Source organism: Nitrospira sp. (assembly GCA_030692565.1).
Lineage (GTDB): Bacteria > Nitrospirota > Nitrospiria > Nitrospirales > Nitrospiraceae > Nitrospira_D.
Genome location: JAUYAO010000021.1, coordinates 1 through 18,886 on the forward strand (window position 1 = coordinate 1; position 18,886 = coordinate 18,886).

Sequence of the window (18,886 nt, forward strand, 5' to 3'; positions counted from 1 at the left end):
ACCGCGCCCGCCGCTGCTGCTCTGAGTCGGGTCGACTGCCGATCTCTGGCCCTGGGCCAACGGCGTGCGTCGCGAATTCGTGACAGGCGCGGAAAACTCTCATTCACCCTTGACTGTCAAGACAGTCGCTTACAAAGGGGAGGGACCAGATGAGGCGGTCAGTCTTTGGCTCGGTTGTTTCGATTTTCAACGTTCTGTTCCTCTTTGAGGAGGCGTGACCCATGTGATACCCGGAAGGGTATCCTTTCCTTCTTCCATCGTTGCGGTGACCACATAGCGAAGCGGTCCACCGGTTTTCATCGCCTCAAAGGGATAGCAGGTCACCAGCACAAGTTGGGACTGATCTTGCTCGATGCCGATCGAGTCGTTGCGTGAGTCTGCGATACGAAGAGTCTTCACCCGATAGCGCCGGCGGACGCCGGTCGTCGTGTCCAACTCAATCACATCGTTCAGTTGTAGCTGCTTCAAAAACCTGAAATGGGTATCGCGATGCCCGGTCAGAATGATGCTGGTTGCTGAACCGATGGGCTGCGCCGACTCGACGTGGCCCGGGCCGAAGGCCAGCGTTCTCCCATAGGCCCCTTCCAGGACAATTTGATCAATCTGCTGCGAGGGGACGAGCAGCCGCGCCACCGGCCAAGTATCGGCCCAGGGCCAGGGCTTCGCACCGGCTTCTCCGGCGAGCGTGCGGGACCAGGCCCGCTGCAGCAAATGCTGCGCGAGCCCGGCCTTCGCATAAATCCACGATCCTTCCCCGAGCTGCCATACACCAATAGTCAGGAGGCATAGTATTAGCGAAAACAGCATCCGGGGAGTAGGACGGATCGGATTCATGCGATTCGACCCCGCAAGTTCCACATCAACCAGGCCGCCAGCAGCGTGGCGAGGCCCAGCAGAATCTGCAGCTGCCCACTCGTGGCCGTCTGGGGGAGGCCGAAGATGGCCTGAGAGTCCTGCCCGTCCGGCAGATTCGTTTTCATCGCATGGGTCTGGAGCAGCTTGTCGGCCGGGCGCACCGGCGTGACATCCACGGCGACCAGGCTGGTGTACTTGCTGACGAGATGATGGAGCAGAGCCATATCAATCACCGCCTGTTTCGTCGCAGCCTTGTCCTGGCCGTAGCGCTGCTGATCCATGAGGGTGGCGATCTTCTGCCTCGCCCAGTAGACGGACAAGCCTTCACGACTGTCCCGATGTTTCAGCATGATCGGCGTCGTCCATGGAGCGGACCCGATCATGCCCTGGATCGTGACGGTCTCCGGAAGCGCAGCGCCTTTAAGGACAACGACCACCGGCTCGCCCTCGTAGAGATCTGGAATACGCGCGGGAAACATCTCGATCTGACCGTCCAATCCCTCGATGTGGAGATCCGTCAGTGCAGGCCGTTCCAGCTTGCGGAAGATCGCATCCATCTGGGCTTTCACTTCACTGGTGCTGCCGATGTGGGTAAAGGTCCCGCGTCCGAACTCCGCCGCCTTCCGCATGAAGTGGCTGTTCGGCGCGGAGCCGATGCCGATGGTGAAGAGGCGGCTCGTGCCCAGTTGCGCGCGGATAACCTCGAACAACTCATCTTCATTGCCGACCTGGCCGTCCGTCAGAAAGATGATCTGGCGCAGGTGCGAGGCCGGGGCGCTGCCTTTCAAGGCCATCTTCAGCGCCGGGAGGATTTCCGTTCCGCCGTTGGCTTTGAGGTTGTCGACATAGTGCATGGCTTTGCGCAGCGTGTCCGGTTTCACCGGTTGGGCCTGGGAAAACAGCACATGCGTGACGCTGTTGAACTGAATCACGTTGAAGCGATCCTGCGTAGTCAGGCGATTCAAGGCGAGCAGCAGCGCGGCCTTGGCCTGCTCAATCGAGGTGCCGGACATGGATCCGGAGGTGTCGATGACGAAGATCGTTTCGCGGGCCACGGCTGTCGGCGAGCGATCTGAACCAATCGGGGGCATCGCCATCAGGAACGCATACTGGTCATCGCCGCGCTGTTCCCGAAAGACCGAGAGGGTGGGCGCCTGACCCGTGGCTGGGTTCCAGGTCAGGACGAAATCACGATCAGCCGGGACGGTGTCTTCACGCAGCGTGATGTGCTGCCGGCCATCCGGTTCGGCGATGGCGAGAATCTGGTGATAGGGCGACTCCAGCTTGCCGAGTGAGAATCCAGGAACGAGATCGATGTTCAAGCTGACCGGGTTGATCGAACTGATCTGACTGTGGGCTGGATGCTGCACCGGCGGAGTAATCCGTGACGCATCCGGCACGCGATCTGTATCCAGCGACCAGCCGTTGCCGGGCTGCTGATCTTCCATCACGACCGGCGTGCCGGGGATATAGCGCGGGCCGACGACCATGGGGAATCGCAGCGAGAACGCGCCCTGGTCGTAGCGGATGGTTTCCTGATATTCGATTTCGACGGTGACGCGCTCGCCGGGGCCGATGTTGGCCACAGAGGTCGTGAAGATATTCGGCCGTTCCTGTTCGACGAGACTTGCGCGCTTCCCTTCCTGCTTCGCCTGTTCGTAGACCTTCTTCGCTTCCGCCTTTTCCTTGATCTGGCCTTCGATGACCCGCTCGCCGATTTTCATGCGGAGATGATCGACCGCGGCGCGGTCCGGCAGCGGGAACACATAGACCCCTTCTGCCCAGGCGTTTTCCTCCAGACTCGGATTCAGGAATTCTTGTGACACTGTGGCGCGGGCGATGAGACCGGTGACGGAGATGCGGACGTCGGTCTTGAGGGTGGGGGCCGGGAGAAAGCGGCCGGGCTGATTCGTCTTGAAGAGCAGTCTGCCGCCTTTCACGTCATTTAAGGAGATCGTCTGGTCCGGTTGTTCCAGTTCGTTCCCGCAGGCCGGTGCCAGCGACAGGCTGCCGGCACCCAGCGAGAGGAAGAGGGCGAGTGTAGTGCGAAGGAAGAGATGTCTGGTCATAGAGTCCTCGTCTGTGTCAGTCGTGATGGTGGATGAAGGCTAGTCTGCGCGAGGCATGCACCTCGCGCAGAACCTAACCCCGGCGAACTAGCTGCCCGATGCCGGGTCGAACGTGGTGACAGCCGGACCGGACGAGGAGGGCGAGCCATTGCCGGTCGAGCTACCGTCCAGGCCCGAGGCCTGTTGCTCGATGCTCGAATCGGCCGGGTCGATGGCTGTGGTGTTGGCGACTGCCGGGATCACCAGGTGCTCCTGGCCGATCTTGCGGATGTCCAGGTGCACCCGGCGATTGAGGTGCCGGCAGATGTCGCTGTTGTCGATGCAGAGCACGCCGTCCTCACCGAGGCTGACGACTTTCATCTGGTGCTCGGCCACCCCGCCGTTCAGCAGCTCCTGCTTCACGGTTTCGGCCCGCTTCATCCCCAGCTTCTTGTTGTAGGTGGCCGACCCCTGTTGGTCGGTATAGCCCTGGATCAAGACGGCATAGTCCTGGTTCTGCTTGAGCAGGTCGGCCTGGGCGGCCAACTGTGCCTTGGCTTCATCCGTCAGACCCTTGCGGCCTACTTCGAAGTAGACGTCGCTGTGAATGATGTCGGCCACCGACGAGACCGGGGCGGTCACCGGGGTGGAGTGGGAGATGGAGGCTTCGGCCTGGGAGAGCCCGCTGGCCTTCTTGAGGATCTCCGACACCCTGGCCGACTCAACCTTGTCTGTTGGGGAGGTGAGGGCCTTTGGATCTTTCGTTTCGGTATAGATCCAGGCCACGGCCGAGAGGCCAGCCAGGAGCAAGACGAGGCTGGAGAGGATGACGATGTCTTTGGTGTCTTTCTGCGGCCCCATGACGGCGGGGCTGATGTTGCCTGACGAAACCTGGGATGGACCTTTCTGCATGATGGCTTCCTCCTCGTACGTTCAATTGTTGAAAGTTGTCGTGGCTCTCGTCGGCTGACCCGGCAGCGATCTGGCTTTTTCGCCGGCCTCGTTCCTGCGTCACCTCCTTTCCGGCCATTTGCGCCGCGCACCGACGCTCCTGTGCTTGAGCAACCGGAGTGCCGGTGGGAACGTGCGAAGGAATTGAAAAAGATGTGAGGAAAATTCAGGGGTTCAGAGAATAAGGGAGTAGCGAACGCGATGCGGGGAGATTCATCCCATCAAGGGATGCGGGGATAGCCCCGCAAGGGAAGAGGGGTAGCCCGGTTAGTCCTCCGTGCTCACGGAAGGCGCACGCCAGAGTTTATTGTATTGTCAGATTGCGGGCGGTGCTCCTTCCACGTGCGCAATAGAGGACCAATCCAGGCCACCCCTAAGAGTAAGGGAACAAGTAAGCTTGGATGGACGATCATGGGTAGTGCTCACGCAACGCGTGGGCTCAAGAGGGCAAAGGGGGAGTTGCTAGGCGGTAGTGGCCGTTGGAGGCGCAGGATATACCTGGTGCGTATCTGCTATCCTCAACGTCACCATAGGAAAAGATGAACAGGAGGGCGGGAATTGGCTGAGTGGGTGACGTATAAAAATCATCAGATTAAGGCCTGCTCCCAACATCTCGGAGATGACCGATGGATGCCAAAGGCGCTCGCCTGGCTTTCAATGGGCGGCCGAGCGCCAATGAAGACCCTCCAGGGTGAGTCGCATGAGGTCAGCAATACGGAAAGTAAGGCGAATGTGATCGCGCTTGGAAAAGCCAAGAAGTGGGTCGATCAGCACCAATAGGGTGAACCTGATTCACTCCCCCCATCAGACCATTCTTCTTGTTCGCAGACACCCCACGATAAAATGGCTTGAATGACATCGGTGCGGATCCTTTGCTCCTGGAGCAGAGGGACCGGAGAGCCGCCAGACCATCCTTCTTGCTCGCCGAGCCCCCACGATGAAACGGTGGTCGCTCAATGCGCTCAGTGAAGGACGGTCTGGCAGCTCCCAGGGAAGAAGGTGTGGGGGGGAAGTGGAGTCAGGAGGACGTTCGACGGGCGCATTCGAGGATCGACCGGCAGTCCCGCAATGAAGTGAGCAAGCGAACGTTTCTTATCCACTCGCCGGGTTGTGAACCCATTCAGAAAGAGGGTTATGCCGATCCGCATAAGCGCCCGCGATAAATAGTTCCGCAGTTACAGCTCATTGAAACGACAACGGTCGTGGCGTATTGTTCACGAACTGTAGTGGAGTGCTATACGGACAGAAATTGGCAGATCTGGCTCTTATGCGGATTGGCCTAAACATTGTTCGGCATCGAGGAGAGTGGCCATGCCCCTTAGCCCTGCGGAGCAACTTGCACACAGTACGGTGAGGATTGAGTGCGACCTTTCCGGTGGCGGACTTGGAACAGGAACTGGTTTCTTCTACAGCCTCAACCGTAATGAAGCGCAACACATTCCGGTTATCGTTACCAATAAGCATGTTGTAGAGGGCGCGGTGAAAGGCCGTTTCCTCCTTACGTTACACAACGGCACGGACGGGCCAGCTATCGGCAAGGTTCAATCTTACGAGCTTGACTCCTTCCAGAGGCGGTGGCTGCCTCATCCTGATAATGATGTTGATCTATGCGTAATGCCAATTGCGCCGCTGCTTCACGAGGCCGAGAAGACAAACACAAGATTCTTCTTCTTAACATTGGACAAAGATCTGATTCCCAAAACATCTGATATGGATGACATGCTGGGTTTAGAAACCATTGTAATGGTTGGCTATCCCAACGGACTCTGGGACAAAGTTAACAACCTGCCGATATTCAGACAGGGCGTTCTTGCGTCGGACTACAAATACGACTGGAATGGGAAGAAGGAATTTCTCATTGATGCCGCCTGCTTTCCCGGCTCAAGTGGCTCGCCAGTGCTTCTATTTGAAATCGGAAGTTACCAAACGAGAAATGCGCTTGTTATGGGGTCGCGTATAAAACTGCTGGGCATTCTTTACGCGGGGCCTCAGCACACAATTCATGGTGACATACAGGTTGTGACAGTTCCCACACAGCAGAAGCCAATCTCAGTCGCAGCAATTCCCAATAACCTTGGCATAGTTATCAAGGCCGACCAACTGAACGCGTTTGAAGGAATGCTGAATTGATGCCGAGCCCATCATTGCACTGGACCTGCGCGAAAAGCCGCGCAGGCCGGTGAATTTAGACGTGTGCGCCGGGCATGGCGCGTTACTTAGTCGGTGCAAGTCCGACTGCCAGGTTGTCGCAGAGCCGAAGGCAAGGAGAAGGGCAAGGGCGTCGCCGTGAGGCGGGGTCTGAAGGAAGTCCAATCCGAAACTGCGGGGCGATGAACAAGAACCGGATAGGAGGCGTGATGCATCCGGGGCGAGCGGGCACGTGACCGCGAAGCCCTCCATCTGCGGTAGTTGGGATGCATTTTGTAAATCCGGCGTCTATGCAGTGAAGGTAACGCGTCTTACCCCGGGAGATCCCCGCGGTGCTTCGGAGCATCGAAGCTGGGCGTCTGGAAACGGGCGCTGAATACTGCGGGGAAGTCAGCAGAGGGCATAGTAGGTGCCGCCCGCACCGAAGGCCCGAACGATGAAAGACGACGGCGCATGACGAAGAGAGACGGGACTGCATCTGAGCACCTGCCCACGCAGGCTGCGGCCATGCCGCAGGATGAACTCGTCGCTGGATTGTCAGGCCAACCCGAGTCGATTCAACCCCACGCGTTGCTGGCCCACGTGTTAGAGCGGGCCAACCTGCAACGGGCATTGAAGCAAGTGCGCCAGAACAAAGGCGCGCCGGGCATCGACGGCATGACCGTCGATGAACTGCCAGAGTACCTCCGACATCACTGGCCGAAAATCCGTGCGCAACTGGAAGCGGGCCAGTATCGGCCGCAACCGGTCAGGCGTGTGGAGATTCCCAAGCCAGATGGGAAGACTCGCCCGCTGGGAATTCCCACAGTGTTGGATCGGTTTATTCAGCAAGCCATCGCGCAAGTTATTTCGGCGCAATGGGAGCCGCACTTTCACCGCTACAGCTACGGATTTCGACCGCAACGCTCGGCCCATCAGGCCGTACGCGAAGTGCAAACGAACATCCGGGCAGGGTACGGTTGGGTGGTGGACATGGACCTGCAAGCCTTCTTTGATCGGGTCAATCACGACCGGCTGATGGTGCGGCTGAAACTTCGCTGCCCGGATGCCGCAGTGCTGCGACTGATCAATCGGTATCTGAAGGCGGGCGTGAGCGTGGCGGGTAACATCGAAGCCACGACCATGGGCGTGCCGCAAGGCGGTCCGCTCTCGCCGGTGCTGGCCAACGTGGTGCTGGATGAATTGGATTGGGAACTGGACCGGCGCGGCCACCGCTTTGTCCGCTACGCTGATGACTGCAATATTCTGGTCCGAAGCCAAAGAGCGGGCGAGCGGGTGATGGCCAGCGTGACACGCTTTGTCAGTGACTCACTGCGACTCACAGTGAATGTGCTGAAAAGTGCGGTGGACCGGCCCATGAACCGCAAGTTCCTGGGCTTCACGGTCAGCCGCAACGGGGCCAAGCTCAAGGTGGCGGACAAGGCCATCGAAAAGCTGAAGCACCGGGTGCGGGAGCTGACCCGTCGTACACGAGGCACCAGCATACGCGTTATCGTTGCGGAGCTAAGAGACACCCTGCTTGGTTGGAAAGCGTACTTCGGCATTGCCGAGGTGCTGAGTCCTCTGCGCGATATCGACAAATGGGTACGACGCAAGTTGCGCTGCTATCTCTGGAAACAATGGGGGGCGGCGGGCTATCGGGAACTGCGCAAGCGCGGGGTATCTGTCCGCGAAGCGTGGAACAGCAGCAAGTCGGCCCACGGCCCGTGGCGGTTGTCGAAGACACCTGCCCTGACCGTCGCGCTACCATTGCGCTACTTCGAGAACCTGGGAGTGCCGAGCCTTGCATCACGGTAGGAATTCAATTCATCGAACCGCCGGATACGTGACCCGTATGTCCGGTGGTGTGGGAGGGAGGGGCCGTGAGGCTTCTTCCTATCCCGATTGGTAATGACGTGGGTGGCCCGGAAGATCAGGTCTTCGATCGTGATCGTGTCTTTGACGCGATACTCTGCCCCGTAGAGAGTGCGTTGCCGAAAGCCGGACAGATAGAGAACGGCCTCGCGGAGCGATTTGCTGGGGATCGTGCCGGTGTTGATGCACACGCCGCCGACGACGGCTTTGCGCTCGATGATGCCGACCTTCTTGCCGAGTTTGGCCGCCTGCACGGCGGCTTTTTGCCCGGCGGGGCCGGTGCCGATCACCAGGAGGTCATAGTTGGCCATCTCAGCTGGTGGTCACCAGGGAGCGGGCGAACTTGAAGGCTTCGTCGAGATCGGGGAGTTGGGCGATTTCCGGGGTGATTTGCAGATAGCGGATCACGTTCTGTGCATCAACGACCATGACGGTTCTGGCCAGGAAATGCGGATCGCGCAGAAAGAGGCCATGGGTTTTTCCGAAATCGGCGCCGCGATAATCCGAGAGAAACGTGACGTTGCGAATCTTGGCCTCTTCCGCAAAACGCTTCTGGGCGAACGGGGTGTCGATGCTCACGGTGATGAGCTCGACCATCTTGTCCAAGCCATGATTCTTTTCGCTGAGCTGATGGGTTTGTTGTTCGCAGACCTTGGTGTCGATCGAGGGGACGACACTGATGATCCGAACTTTCCCCGATCCGGCGGTGTGGGCGATGTTGACCAAGGCGAGATCCCGATCGGTCAGTTTCACCTCGCGCAGATGATCCCCGACTTTGACGCCGGTGCCGGACAGCATTAAGGGGCTGCCTTTGAAGAGGACAGAATGGCCCTCGCCGGCGACGACACTACCGTCGGCCACGGGCAAATTCTTGTAGGGGAACCCTGAGTCCAGGAGCCGACCGGAGCTCCCGCAAGCGGTGAGTCCGTTGGTGAGGAACAAGCTGATCATGAGAACCTGAAGGCCGCGTCTTGTCATCATGCACTCCGCAGTGGTGTGGGGAAGATAGTATTGAAAGTATATCCTGCCGCTGCCGGACGCTCAAGGCTGGAGGAATGACTGGAGCTGCGCATTCACGAGCTCGGGTTGCTCCCATTGAGGAATATGACCGGCCTTTGGGATGCTGGCAAACGTCGACTGTGGGATGAGGTCGTGCAGTAGTCTGCCGGCCTTTATGGGGAATACGTGGTCCTCCTCACCCCAGACGATCAGGGTGGGATGGGGAATCGTCTTGATGCGCGGGGCATAGCGCTCTTCCCAGGCCGGCAGATTGTCCCCCACTGTCATCAGCGGCTTGATCAAGCCTGGACGCTGGCGATTTCTGTTCGATCGCTCGAGGACTGCCGGGGTGAGGAGCGTATGGTCATAGACGATCTCCTTGAGAATTTTGTCGATCATGAGGCCGCCGAACAGCCAGTTCCCGAACGAGACGAGCCAGGACGGCGTGCTGGTGGTCAGCGCTCGCTTGATCGAGGGATTGATCAAGTGTTCCATGACCTGTGGCGGGAGCCCGCTGATCAGCACGAGCTTCGACACGCGGTCCGGGTGATCCAGCGCCATGCCGATGGCCAGTCCTGCTCCCATGGAATTGCCCGCCAGCGAGGCCTGAGGAATTCGAAGGGCATCCAGAAATCCAACCAGAAATTGCAGCATGTCTTCCGGTGTGTAGGCGATGTCCGGTTTGTCGGAAAGGCCTGATCCTGGGAGATCCGGCGTAATGACCCGGAAGTGTGGTTCGAGCGCAGACTGCTGATGTTCCCACTGCCACATCGATCCGCCGAACCCGTGGATCAGGACAACCACCGGGCCGGTGCCTCTGTCGAGGTAGGCGATGCGCTGGCCATTCACGGTGACGCTGTTGACGGGGTAGTGTTCGACGGCGTCGAACCAGAGCGGCAATGTATCGGGTGTGGTGCAGGATGCAGCGAGCATGCAGAAAATTCCACCGATGATGATTCGAAGGAAGGCCTGCACAGACGACCTTGGATGTGGGTGGCGCTGGTCGATTTATTCCAACTGGATGACGGTCTCGTCGGTCTTGACGTTATCACCTTCAGCCGCGAGGATGGCCGATACCTTGCCGTCGATCGGTGCGGGAACCCGGCTTTCCATTTTCATGGCCTCGATGATCAGGAGGGGGTCGCCGGTTTTCACGCGATCGTCTTTCGCAACGAGGATTTTCACGACACGTCCGGGCATCGGCGGCGCGACATCGCCGGGTTTAGAGGGGCGCGGCCGCTTGGGCTTCGATCCCGTGCCGGTGTCAGGAGCCTCCGGCACGCCGGCGAGCACTTCCTGAATCGGTTCCAACGACACTTCTTCCAGCTTGTCGTTCACGCGAATGTAGTAGGGCTTCCGTCCGTCGACCTTGCGGCCTGACCCGGAGAGTTTCACATGGTAGGATTCGCCGTGGACGGTGATGTTGAATTCCACCGGCGCCAAGTGCAGCTCACCCGCAACGGCGGGACCTTTGGCCATCGTGGCTTCCAGTGGATCCGGAGTCAGCTCGCCCTTTTCGCGGGCCTCGAAGAAGTCACGCGCGATGGCGGGGAAGAGCACGAACGAGAGCTGATCTTCCACAGACTCGGCCGAGGCCGGCATCTCTTTCTTGCTGGCTTCCAATTCGGGCTCCAGCCGGTCGGCCGGCCTGGTCTTGATCGGTTCTTCGTCGCCGATGGCCCTGGCCATGATGTCATGATCGACTTGTCCCGGAGCGCGGCCATAGAGTCCGAGGAAGTAATTCTTCGTTTCGGTCGTGATCACTTTGTAGCGCTCGCCGGTCAGCACATTCAGGGTCGCTTGCGTGCCGACGATCTGGCTCGTCGGAGTCACTAACGGCGGGTAGCCCATGTCTTTTCTGACACGCGGGACTTCATCGAGCACTTCTTTCATGCGATCCAGGGCGTCTTGTTCCGTCAACTGCGCCGCCAGGTTCGACAGCATGCCGCCGGGAATCTGCGACGTCAGGATTTCGGCATCGACCCCGGTGAAATCGCTTTCGAACTGGCGATACTTGCGGCGCACGGTCCGGAAATGTTCGGTGATCGGCAGGAAGGTGGCCAGGTCCAGTCCGGTGTCGTAGGGCGTATTTTTAAGCGATGCGACCAGCGTTTCCGTTGCCGGATGCGATGTCCCTCCGGACAACGGCGATATGGCGGTGTCGAGCATATCGAGCCCGCCGAGGATCGCCATGAGGGCGGACATCGAGGACATGCCGGAGGTGTAATGCGAGTGCAAATGGATCGGGACTTTCACGGCGCTTTTCAGGCGCTTGATGAGGTGATAGGCCTCCATCGGCTCCAGCAAGCCGGCCATGTCTTTGACGCAAAGCGTATCGGTGCCGAGGTCTTCCAATTGTTTGGCCATGCTCACGAACCGGTCGACGCTGTGGACCGGACTGACCGTATAGCTGATGGCCGCTTCGACATGCTTGCCGCAGGCTTTGACCTCCCGAATGGCGCGGTCCATGTTGCGGACGTCGTTCAGGGCGTCGAAGATGCGGAAGACGTCGATGCCGTTGGCTGCGGATCGCTCGATGAACCGTTCCAGGACGTCGTCGGCGTAATGCCGGTAGCCGACGAGGTTCTGCCCGCGCAACAACATCTGTAGCCGGGTATTGGGCATGGCTGCCCGCAGTGCTCTCAGCCGTTCCCAGGGATCTTCTTTCAGGAAGCGCAAACAGGTATCGAACGTCGCGCCGCCCCACACTTCGAGAGACCAATAGCCGACGGCGTCCAGCTTTTGCGCGATCGGCAGCATGTCCTCGGTGCGCATGCGCGTGGCGAGGAGCGATTGATGTCCGTCGCGCAGGGCGACATCGGTGATCAGGACCTTGTGTCCGGGGGAGGGCTGAAGTTGAACCTCGGCCGGTTTGGCTGTCTTCGTCCGCGAGGTGCGCACGACCGGTCCGCGAGCGGGTTTCTTGATCACTGCTTTCTTTGACTTTGCTGGTTTTCGTGCCGCCATCGTCGTTGCGTGCCCTTAATAGGTGTGGTGCGTGTGTTGTCAGGTGGTTTCGGCCAACCCGGCTAGAGGCCTTCGTAGGCGGCGATAGCCGCAGCGATGGCCAGAACCAGGTCTTCCGGCTGTTCCACGTCGTCGTAGTTGAAGAGGTCCGGATGCGTATCAAGATAGGAGGTATCGAACCGTCCGGCCCGGAAGTCCTGATCCTGCATAATCGCCTTCATAAAGGGGATCGTGGTCTTGACGCCTCGCAGCACATATTCTTCCAGGGACCGGCGCATACGGCTCACGGTTTCTTCCCACGTCCGTCCGCGGACGGTCAACTTCGCCAGCAGCGCGTCGTAGTAAGGCGAAACGGTGTAATCCTTGTACACGGCACCGTCGATGCGGACGCCGATGCCGCCCGGTGACAGATAGGCGGTAATGGTGCCTGTGCAGGGCCTGAAGTTATTGCGCGGGTCTTCGGCGTTGATCCGGCATTGAATGGAATGACCCTGCAACGTGACGTCCGATTGCTGAATGTCCAGCGGTTTGCCTGCGGCGATGGAGATTTGGTTGCGCACAATATCGATGGCGGTGATCTGTTCGGTCACCGTGTGCTCGACCTGAATCCGTGGGTTCATCTCCATGAAGTAATATCGGCCGTCCTGATCGAGCAGGAACTCGACGGTACCGGCATTGTCATAGGAAACGGCTTTTGCGATCTGGATGGCGGCCGCACCCATTTCGGCTCGCAGTCGCGGGGTCAGGATCAAGGATGGTGCAATTTCGATGAGTTTCTGATGGCGGCGTTGAATGGAGCAATCCCGCTCGCCCAGGTGGATAATATTGCCATGCTTGTCGCCGAGGATTTGGAACTCAATGTGATGCGGGCGCTCCACATATTTCTCAATGAATACCGCGCCGTCTCCGAACGCGGCCAATGCCTCGCGGGAGGCCACTTCCATATTTTCACGCAGCTCGGCATCCGTCCGGACGACGCGGAGTCCGCGTCCTCCACCGCCGGCGCTGGCTTTGATCATGACCGGATAGCCGGCTTCTTTGGCGAAGGCCAGGGCCTCTTTGATATCCGTGACGCCGCCTTCGGTACCAGGGACGACCGGAACTCCGATTTCTTTTGCGAGGTCGCGGGCTTTGATTTTGCTCCCCATGGCGTTGATGGCGGATGGAGAGGGTCCAATGAAGGTAATGCCGGAGGTCTGGCACAGCTCGGCAAACTCCGCGTTTTCAGAAAGAAAGCCGTATCCGGGATGGATGGCATCGGCTCCGATTCTGAGGGCGAGGTCGACGATCTGTTGTTTATCGAGGAAGCCCTTCACGGGGCCGGGACCGACCAGGTAGGCTTCATCGGCCTTCTTGACGTAGATGCCGGTCGAATCGGCTTCGGAATAGATGGCGGCCGTAGCAATATTCAGCTCGCGGCAGGCGCGGATGATGCGCATGGCAATTTCGCCGCGATTTGCGACTAGAATTTTCTTAAACATACGAGCACTGACCTGATCCACAGCAGACCCCGCACACGGCCAAGTCCGGCGCAAGGGAGCGCGTAACCTAGCATAGAGTCAAAAGTCCTGTCGAGGGATCGGGGCGGGGAAGAGGGGCTAGGTCGGCGTGGTGAGGACGTTGCGCACGAGGATGCCGGGGTTGTCCGTCGCCAAAGCCGCGCCGGTGAGATTGGTGCCGGTAATGGAGACCGTGACCGACGCGCCCGCATTGCCGGTGTTCGGCGTCAAACCCGTGATCGTCGGCGCACCGACCCCGCCGGTGTTGCGCGTGATGGAGAGCAGATTCCCGACCGCGTCATAGGTGTACGTTGCGACGTTTCCCTGCCCGTCGATGACTTGCGACAGACGGCCCAGATCGTCATAGATGTACTGCGCCTGGTCGGCGACCGCTAGCGTCGAGACCGACACACACAGCATCAGCACACAGGCCACGATCGTCAGCACTTTTGAGAACGCCATCTGCTTCATCGAAGATCTTTCATCACTGAAAAGGACTCACTCGTGCTTCGATTCAGAAACTTCATCCCGCCCAAGCTTCGCCGGAAAAGTAGCCTGTCCCCTTTTCTTTCCCCTTTTCTTTCCTGTTGTCATAGACGTAGGTCGTCGTCTGGTTCTTGGCGTCGGTGATCCTGGCAAGGCAGTCAGTCGCATCGCCATCTAGATCCACACGCATCGACTCTCGTTCAGCTACAGCCATCATAGAAACTCAGCCTGCCCCCTATTTTTCTTTCCTTATTGCCGGAGGTGATGCTCATCATCACATGCAACCTCAATGACATGGCCTGTCAGATCGTCAATAACAACGTAGGGTGCCATCGCCGCTATTGCAGGGGCGTCATACTCCAATGATCGAACTTTCCGACCCTGTCGGTCACTAATTCGCTTCCTTCCTGGAGGGCCTAGTACCTGGACAGCCTGTTCCTCGCTAGTTCCAAGTTCTACTCTCTTACACTTTTGCACTAACTCACGATATCCACTGTTCCACAAATAAAAGCCTGCCAGCAGCAGAAGAGTTCCGCAGCAGAGGATGATTTTGGCCCGGTGTTTTATTATGTCGTTCATCTATTTGCGCCCACCAAGCTTCCGACGTTGTTTGAAAAACTCATCTAGCTGAGGGCCCAACGGCTTGCTTGGGTCATGCGTGTTGAAAAACTGCTTTCCAAGTGCATTGGAAAAAAAGTCTTGTGGGTCGAAAGCGCTCTTTATATCGCCGCCTAAAGCTTGGACTATTTCAACACCAAGGCCTACAGTTTCTCCTTGTTGTCCAATCACCAAGAAATGCCTCATGTCTATGATGGCATTAGGACCAGCAGGGTCTCTTACGTAACGAAAGTCATTGAGCGGCCCGCCAGCACTTCTATCACTCCGCAGTGATTGCCCGTCTCCGGCATGCATGATGTCGTGTAAATTCTGATTTCCAACATGGTGCACAAATTGTGAGGGGCTAATGGCAACGTTAGAATGCGCATCCAAGGGGCCGGGGAAGAGATGTTCCAAAATAAGTCCAGATGGATCGCTGTGATTGATTGGGTTATTGGCCACGTATCTATAGAGGTTTATGTCGCCCGCGCTGAATTCGAGCGGATCTTCGGCAATAAACCGTCCTCGAGTCTGGCTGTAGTATCTAGCTCGGTAGAAGTACAGTCCCGCCCCATCATTTTCCCGTCCCGTGTACTGCAACGCATTCGACGAACTGCCTGTGCTGGTGGTCTTGCCAAACGGCTCGTACCCATAGCTCATGACCGCCGCGCCGCTGGCATCGCTCAAGGCTAACGAACTCCCGAGTGCATCGGTATGGTAGTGCTCATTCCCTGCACTCGTCTGCCGAATAAATGGTTCATCAATGTTCAGGCTTCGGAGATAATTGGCCCCAACTGTTCCTCCGCCGATCTCGACGGCGATATCGTTGCCGTCGTAGGCAAACTGAGTGTTTGTACCGTTGATCGTTTTACTCGCCCGCCGCCCGAGCGGATCGTAGGCGAATGAAGCCGTGGCCCCACCGCTCATGCCGATCAGTCGGTTCCTGGCATCCCATTGGTAGGTGTTCAGGCCATCGCTCGTCAGGTTTCCATTATTGTCATAGGTCAGTACTGCGCCTGCAAACTGTGTTTGCTCATTTGCCGCATCATAGGCGGTAGAGGCCACGGGATTTGGCAGCAGACTCGCTGTACCATTTGTACGGGTGGCACTGAAGCGATTCCCTGCGGCATCGTAGGTGTAGGTGAGCGCGTCGATGATGCCGCTTGGGCCGTTGTGGGCGATGCTCGTGAGGCGTGAGGCCAGATCGTAGGCGTAACTGGTCGTGGTTCCGTTCGAGTACGCGAGACTGGCGCGACGATTGGCATTGTCATAGCCCAGCGCGGCGAAGAGACTGCCCTGGGCCACGCGGGTCAGACGGCTCGCGGCATCATATTCATATGTGGTCGGCTGCTGGCCGTTCGCCGTCATCTGGGTGCGCCTGCCCAGCACGTCGTATTGATAGGCGACGGTGCCTTGTGGCGTGGTTTCTTGGATGAGGCGATCCAAGATGTCATAGGCGAAATCAATGGTGCCGGCACCTGTCGCCGTGTCGCTCGCCTTCACCAATCGTCCGACTGTGTCGTACGTGAATGTGGTCGTCGCATCGGCATAGGTCGCGCTGGTTCTCCGATTCAAGGCATCGTATTGGAAGGTGGTGACGTGATTCTTCCGGTCGGTGAACTGTGCCAGGTTTCCGGCTAGATCGTACTGGTAACTCTCGGTCCGATTCAGCGCATCTTTTCTCGTGGCCAATCGATCCATATTGTCGTACGTGTAGGTGGTTGTCTGGTTTTTGGCATCCGTGACGGCGAGCAGATTGCCATTCGGATCATAGGTGAAGGCCGTGATCCCGTTGATCCCATCGTGAATCTCTGTCACCCGATTGAGATTGTCATAGGTAAACTGCGTGCTCTTGCCTCGCGCGTCCACGATCGCCACCAGGCGGGACACGGCGTCGTAGAATCGCAATGTCCGGTTGCCCAACGGATCGATGGTGGCAATGAGGTTGCCGACTTCGTCGTACTCGAAGGTGGTCGTATGGTTCAGCGCGTCGGTGACCGTAATCGGCTGACCGAATGGGTTATACGTGATGTTCGTCGCATGCAAGAGCGGATCGAGGGTGGTGAGCATGTTCCCGGTGACTGAATCATAGGTGAAGCGGGTGTTTTGATTCAGGGCATCGGTGATGTTAGTGAGGCAAGCAGTCGCATCCCCACCGAGATCAACGCTCATTGGTTCTTTTTCAGCCATAGCAGTCATCAGAAATTCAGCCTGTCCCTATTTTCTTTCCTCAAAGTCAAGCAACGCCCCCATCTCTCATTCATAGCCAAGTCGATGCGCGAGAACTATCAGCCTTTGAATGATTAGGATGCCCGCAACGAGAATAAGCAGGCCGCCAAAAATATAGTAGGCATAAGCCTCTCCTCGTCTGCCAAGCAATCGTGCAAGAGTCGATCGAGACTTCCAAGTTAGGAATGGCTCTGGAGGGTCAAGTGAAAAATTTCGGCCTTTCCTTGTCACAACTATTAGGCCCATTCCGAAGCCCACGAAAAGCCAGAGCAACACAATTTCTTTGAGGAGTTGGTAATTGCTAGGTTCTTGCATTTCAGCCTCTATCTCTTCCCATATCTATTCTCGTCAAGCATTCAATTAGACTTGGATCCCCTGGCACATGATCGTTTTTCCCATTCCCTCACCGCTGGATGCTAATTCTGGGCCCTATTCCAATTCCTAAACCAACCGATAGTCCTCCCTGAAGGGTGGTTTGGCTTCCAGGTCCAGGATTAGGGTTGTCATATATGTAGGTTCCAACTGAAAGTTCAAATCCCAATCCGTAAGTTGAAAACGGGGGTGGTAGCGTCCATGTGTAAGCGGTAGCGTTGATGTTAACAGGATTCAAGTTATCGGGCGGTTGATTGTAGGATCCCTGCATTTGAACTTTTATTTCTGGCGGGATGGTTGTTGTGTCTTTGCATCCTGACTGTATCGTACATTGCATCCCGTCTATCAAAAATGTATACGCAACTCCAAGATCAAATTTGTTGAGGGCAAATGGATCTAGCCCAAAAGGATCTCTATACCTAGTAACCCTATTTCTCGCCAAAGAGTAAAAGTTGGGTCCGGCATAAAGTCCGATCGGATCTTCACCAATGAACCGATGCGTCTTTGGAGAGTAATACCGTGCACGGTAGTAGTAGAAACCCGTGCCGTCACTTTCCCGCCCAGTATACTGCAGCGCATTCGACGAACTTCCTGTGCTGGTGGTCTTGCCAAACGGCTCGTACCCATAGGTGGCCACAGATTCACCGGTCGCATCGCTAAGCACGAGTGAGCTCCCGAGGGCATCGGTATGGTAGTGCTCATTCCCTGCACTCGTCTGCCGAATAAATGGTTCATCGATGTTCAGGCTTCGGAGATAATTGGCCCCAACCGTTCCCCCGCCGATCTCTGTGGCGATGTCATTCCCGTCATAGGCGAACTGGGTGCTTGTACCGTTGATGGTCTTGCTGGCTCGCCGACCGAGTGGATCGTAAACGAAGGTGGCCGTGGACCCACCACTCATGCCGATCAGCCGATTCCGCGCGTCCCACTGATAGGTATTCAGGCCATCGTTCGTCAGATTGCCATTCGCATCGTACGTGAGCGTGGCACCGGCAAATTGCGTCTGTTCATTCGCGGCGTCGTAGGCCGCACTGGCTACCGCACTCGGTAAGAGGCTCGCAGTCCCATTGGTTCTGTCAGCGCTGAACCGATTGCCTGCGGCATCGTAGGTATACGTTAACGACTCAATGAGACCGGAAGGTCCATTGTGCGCGATGCTCGTGAGGCGTGAGGCCAGATCGTAGGCGTAACTGGTCGTGGTTCCGTTCGAATAGCCGAGGCTCGTGCGGCGATTGGCATTGTCATAGCCCAGCGCGGCGAAGAGACTACCCTGGGCCACGCGGGTGAGACGAGAGGCACCATCGTATTGATAGCTCGTTGGCTGCTGGCCGTTCGCCGTCATCTGTGTGCGTCTGCCCAGCACGTCGTACTGATAACTAACCGTGCCTTGCGGAGTGGTTTCTTGGATGAGGCGATCTAGGATGTCGTAGGCAAAGTCGATAGTGCCGGCACCAGTGGCCGTGTCGCTCGCCTTCACCAACCGTCCGACTGTGTCGTACGTGAATGTGGTCGTCGCATCGGCATAGGTCGCGCTGGTTCTCCGATTCAAGGCATCGTATTGGAACGTCGTGACTTGATTCTTCCGGTCGGTGAACTGAGCCAGGTTGCCGGCCAGATCATATTGATATGACTCCTGCCTATTGAGCGCGTCCTTCCTCGTGGCCAGACGATCCATATTGTCGTAGGTGTAGGTGGTGACTTGGCTTTTCGCGTCCGTGACCGTCAGCAAATTGCCATTCGGATCATAGGTGAAGGCCGTGATCCCGTTGATCGCATCGTGAATCTGCGTCACCCGATTCAAATTATCGTAGGTAAATTGCGTGCTCTTCCCTCGTGCATCCACGATGGCCACCAGGCGGGACACGGCGTCGTAGAATCGCA

General features: G+C 57.7%; 15 protein-coding genes. 3 read left to right on the forward strand and 12 right to left on the reverse strand.

What is annotated here, in order from left to right:
* Positions 1 to 186: 186 nt before the first annotated feature.
* The 3 genes from Q8N04_04645 to Q8N04_04655 form a co-directional block, all read right to left on the reverse strand.
* Positions 187 to 834, reverse strand: a complete 648-nt coding sequence (locus Q8N04_04645; GenBank protein MDP3089941.1) for a class GN sortase — start codon at positions 832 to 834, stop codon at positions 187 to 189.
* Positions 831 to 2,924, reverse strand: a complete 2,094-nt coding sequence (locus Q8N04_04650) for a marine proteobacterial sortase target protein (protein ID MDP3089942.1) — start codon at positions 2,922 to 2,924, stop codon at positions 831 to 833. Before Q8N04_04650 ends, Q8N04_04645 begins: the two co-directional genes overlap by 4 nt.
* Before the next feature lie 87 nt (positions 2,925 to 3,011).
* Positions 3,012 to 3,815: an OmpA family protein gene (locus Q8N04_04655; GenBank protein MDP3089943.1), complete on the reverse strand. Its 804-nt coding sequence runs from the start codon at positions 3,813 to 3,815 to the stop codon at positions 3,012 to 3,014.
* A gap of 597 nt (positions 3,816 to 4,412) precedes the next feature.
* Between Q8N04_04655 and Q8N04_04660 the strand changes: the two genes are divergently transcribed.
* The 3 genes from Q8N04_04660 to ltrA all read left to right on the forward strand — a co-directional run bounded on the left by Q8N04_04660 (position 4,413) and on the right by ltrA (position 7,799).
* The gene (locus tag Q8N04_04660; protein MDP3089944.1) at positions 4,413 to 4,634 is read left to right on the forward strand and encodes a hypothetical protein; all 222 of its coding nucleotides are present in this window, start codon (positions 4,413 to 4,415) and stop codon (positions 4,632 to 4,634) included.
* Positions 4,635 to 5,165: 531 nt separating this feature from the next.
* Positions 5,166 to 5,984 (forward strand): serine protease, encoded by an 819-nt coding sequence (locus Q8N04_04665; GenBank protein ID MDP3089945.1) that lies wholly within the window; start codon positions 5,166 to 5,168, stop codon positions 5,982 to 5,984.
* Between the two features lie 471 nt (positions 5,985 to 6,455).
* Positions 6,456 to 7,799 (forward strand): group II intron reverse transcriptase/maturase, encoded by a 1,344-nt coding sequence (ltrA, locus tag Q8N04_04670; GenBank protein MDP3089946.1) that lies wholly within the window; start codon positions 6,456 to 6,458, stop codon positions 7,797 to 7,799.
* Here ltrA and Q8N04_04675 read toward each other — a convergent pair.
* The 9 genes from Q8N04_04675 to Q8N04_04715 form a co-directional block, all read right to left on the reverse strand.
* Positions 7,757 to 8,167, reverse strand: a complete 411-nt coding sequence (locus Q8N04_04675; GenBank protein ID MDP3089947.1) for an FAD-dependent oxidoreductase — start codon at positions 8,165 to 8,167, stop codon at positions 7,757 to 7,759. The genes ltrA and Q8N04_04675 overlap by 43 nt on opposite strands.
* A 1-nt stretch (position 8,168) precedes the next feature.
* Positions 8,169 to 8,837, reverse strand: a complete 669-nt coding sequence (tpx, locus tag Q8N04_04680; GenBank protein MDP3089948.1) for a thiol peroxidase — start codon at positions 8,835 to 8,837, stop codon at positions 8,169 to 8,171.
* A gap of 60 nt (positions 8,838 to 8,897) precedes the next feature.
* The gene (locus Q8N04_04685; GenBank protein MDP3089949.1) at positions 8,898 to 9,788 is read right to left on the reverse strand and encodes an alpha/beta fold hydrolase; all 891 of its coding nucleotides are present in this window, start codon (positions 9,786 to 9,788) and stop codon (positions 8,898 to 8,900) included.
* A gap of 75 nt (positions 9,789 to 9,863) precedes the next feature.
* Positions 9,864 to 11,822: a sodium-extruding oxaloacetate decarboxylase subunit alpha gene (oadA, locus tag Q8N04_04690; protein ID MDP3089950.1), complete on the reverse strand. Its 1,959-nt coding sequence runs from the start codon at positions 11,820 to 11,822 to the stop codon at positions 9,864 to 9,866.
* A gap of 62 nt (positions 11,823 to 11,884) precedes the next feature.
* Positions 11,885 to 13,303 (reverse strand): acetyl-CoA carboxylase biotin carboxylase subunit, encoded by a 1,419-nt coding sequence (gene accC, locus Q8N04_04695; protein MDP3089951.1) that lies wholly within the window; start codon positions 13,301 to 13,303, stop codon positions 11,885 to 11,887.
* A 117-nt stretch (positions 13,304 to 13,420) separates the two neighbouring features.
* On the reverse strand, positions 13,421 to 13,792 hold the full coding sequence (locus Q8N04_04700) for an RHS repeat domain-containing protein (protein MDP3089952.1): 372 nt from the start codon (positions 13,790 to 13,792) through the stop codon (positions 13,421 to 13,423).
* A 52-nt stretch (positions 13,793 to 13,844) separates the two neighbouring features.
* A complete protein-coding gene (locus tag Q8N04_04705; protein ID MDP3089953.1) occupies positions 13,845 to 13,997 on the reverse strand; it encodes a hypothetical protein in 153 nt (50 codons plus the stop codon).
* A gap of 389 nt (positions 13,998 to 14,386) precedes the next feature.
* Complete coding sequence (locus Q8N04_04710) at positions 14,387 to 16,576, reverse strand: RHS repeat-associated core domain-containing protein (GenBank protein ID MDP3089954.1); 2,190 nt, start codon at positions 16,574 to 16,576, stop codon at positions 14,387 to 14,389.
* Positions 16,577 to 17,036: 460 nt separating this feature from the next.
* The coding region (locus Q8N04_04715; protein ID MDP3089955.1) for an RHS repeat-associated core domain-containing protein at positions 17,037 to 18,886 on the reverse strand (1,850 nt) is incomplete at its 5' end.

Excerpts from the sequence above, each read along its gene's own strand:
- Q8N04_04645 (MDP3089941.1), bottom strand. The coding sequence starts at position 834 with ATGAATCCGATCCGTCCTACTCCCCGGATGCTGTTTTCGCTAATACTA.
- Q8N04_04650 (MDP3089942.1), bottom strand. The coding sequence starts at position 2,924 with ATGACCAGACATCTCTTCCTTCGCACTACACTCGCCCTCTTCCTCTCG.
- Q8N04_04655 (MDP3089943.1), bottom strand. The coding sequence starts at position 3,815 with ATGCAGAAAGGTCCATCCCAGGTTTCGTCAGGCAACATCAGCCCCGCC.
- Q8N04_04665 (MDP3089945.1), top strand. The coding sequence starts at position 5,166 with ATGCCCCTTAGCCCTGCGGAGCAACTTGCACACAGTACGGTGAGGATT.
- ltrA (MDP3089946.1), top strand. The coding sequence starts at position 6,456 with ATGACGAAGAGAGACGGGACTGCATCTGAGCACCTGCCCACGCAGGCT.
- Q8N04_04675 (MDP3089947.1), bottom strand. The coding sequence starts at position 8,167 with ATGGCCAACTATGACCTCCTGGTGATCGGCACCGGCCCCGCCGGGCAA.
- tpx (MDP3089948.1), bottom strand. The coding sequence starts at position 8,837 with ATGATGACAAGACGCGGCCTTCAGGTTCTCATGATCAGCTTGTTCCTC.
- Q8N04_04685 (MDP3089949.1), bottom strand. The coding sequence starts at position 9,788 with ATGCTCGCTGCATCCTGCACCACACCCGATACATTGCCGCTCTGGTTC.
- oadA (MDP3089950.1), bottom strand. The coding sequence starts at position 11,822 with ATGGCGGCACGAAAACCAGCAAAGTCAAAGAAAGCAGTGATCAAGAAA.
- accC (MDP3089951.1), bottom strand. The coding sequence starts at position 13,303 with ATGTTTAAGAAAATTCTAGTCGCAAATCGCGGCGAAATTGCCATGCGC.
- Q8N04_04700 (MDP3089952.1), bottom strand. The coding sequence starts at position 13,792 with ATGAAGCAGATGGCGTTCTCAAAAGTGCTGACGATCGTGGCCTGTGTG.
- Q8N04_04705 (MDP3089953.1), bottom strand. The coding sequence starts at position 13,997 with ATGCGTGTGGATCTAGATGGCGATGCGACTGACTGCCTTGCCAGGATC.
- Q8N04_04710 (MDP3089954.1), bottom strand. The coding sequence starts at position 16,576 with ATGAGCGTTGATCTCGGTGGGGATGCGACTGCTTGCCTCACTAACATC.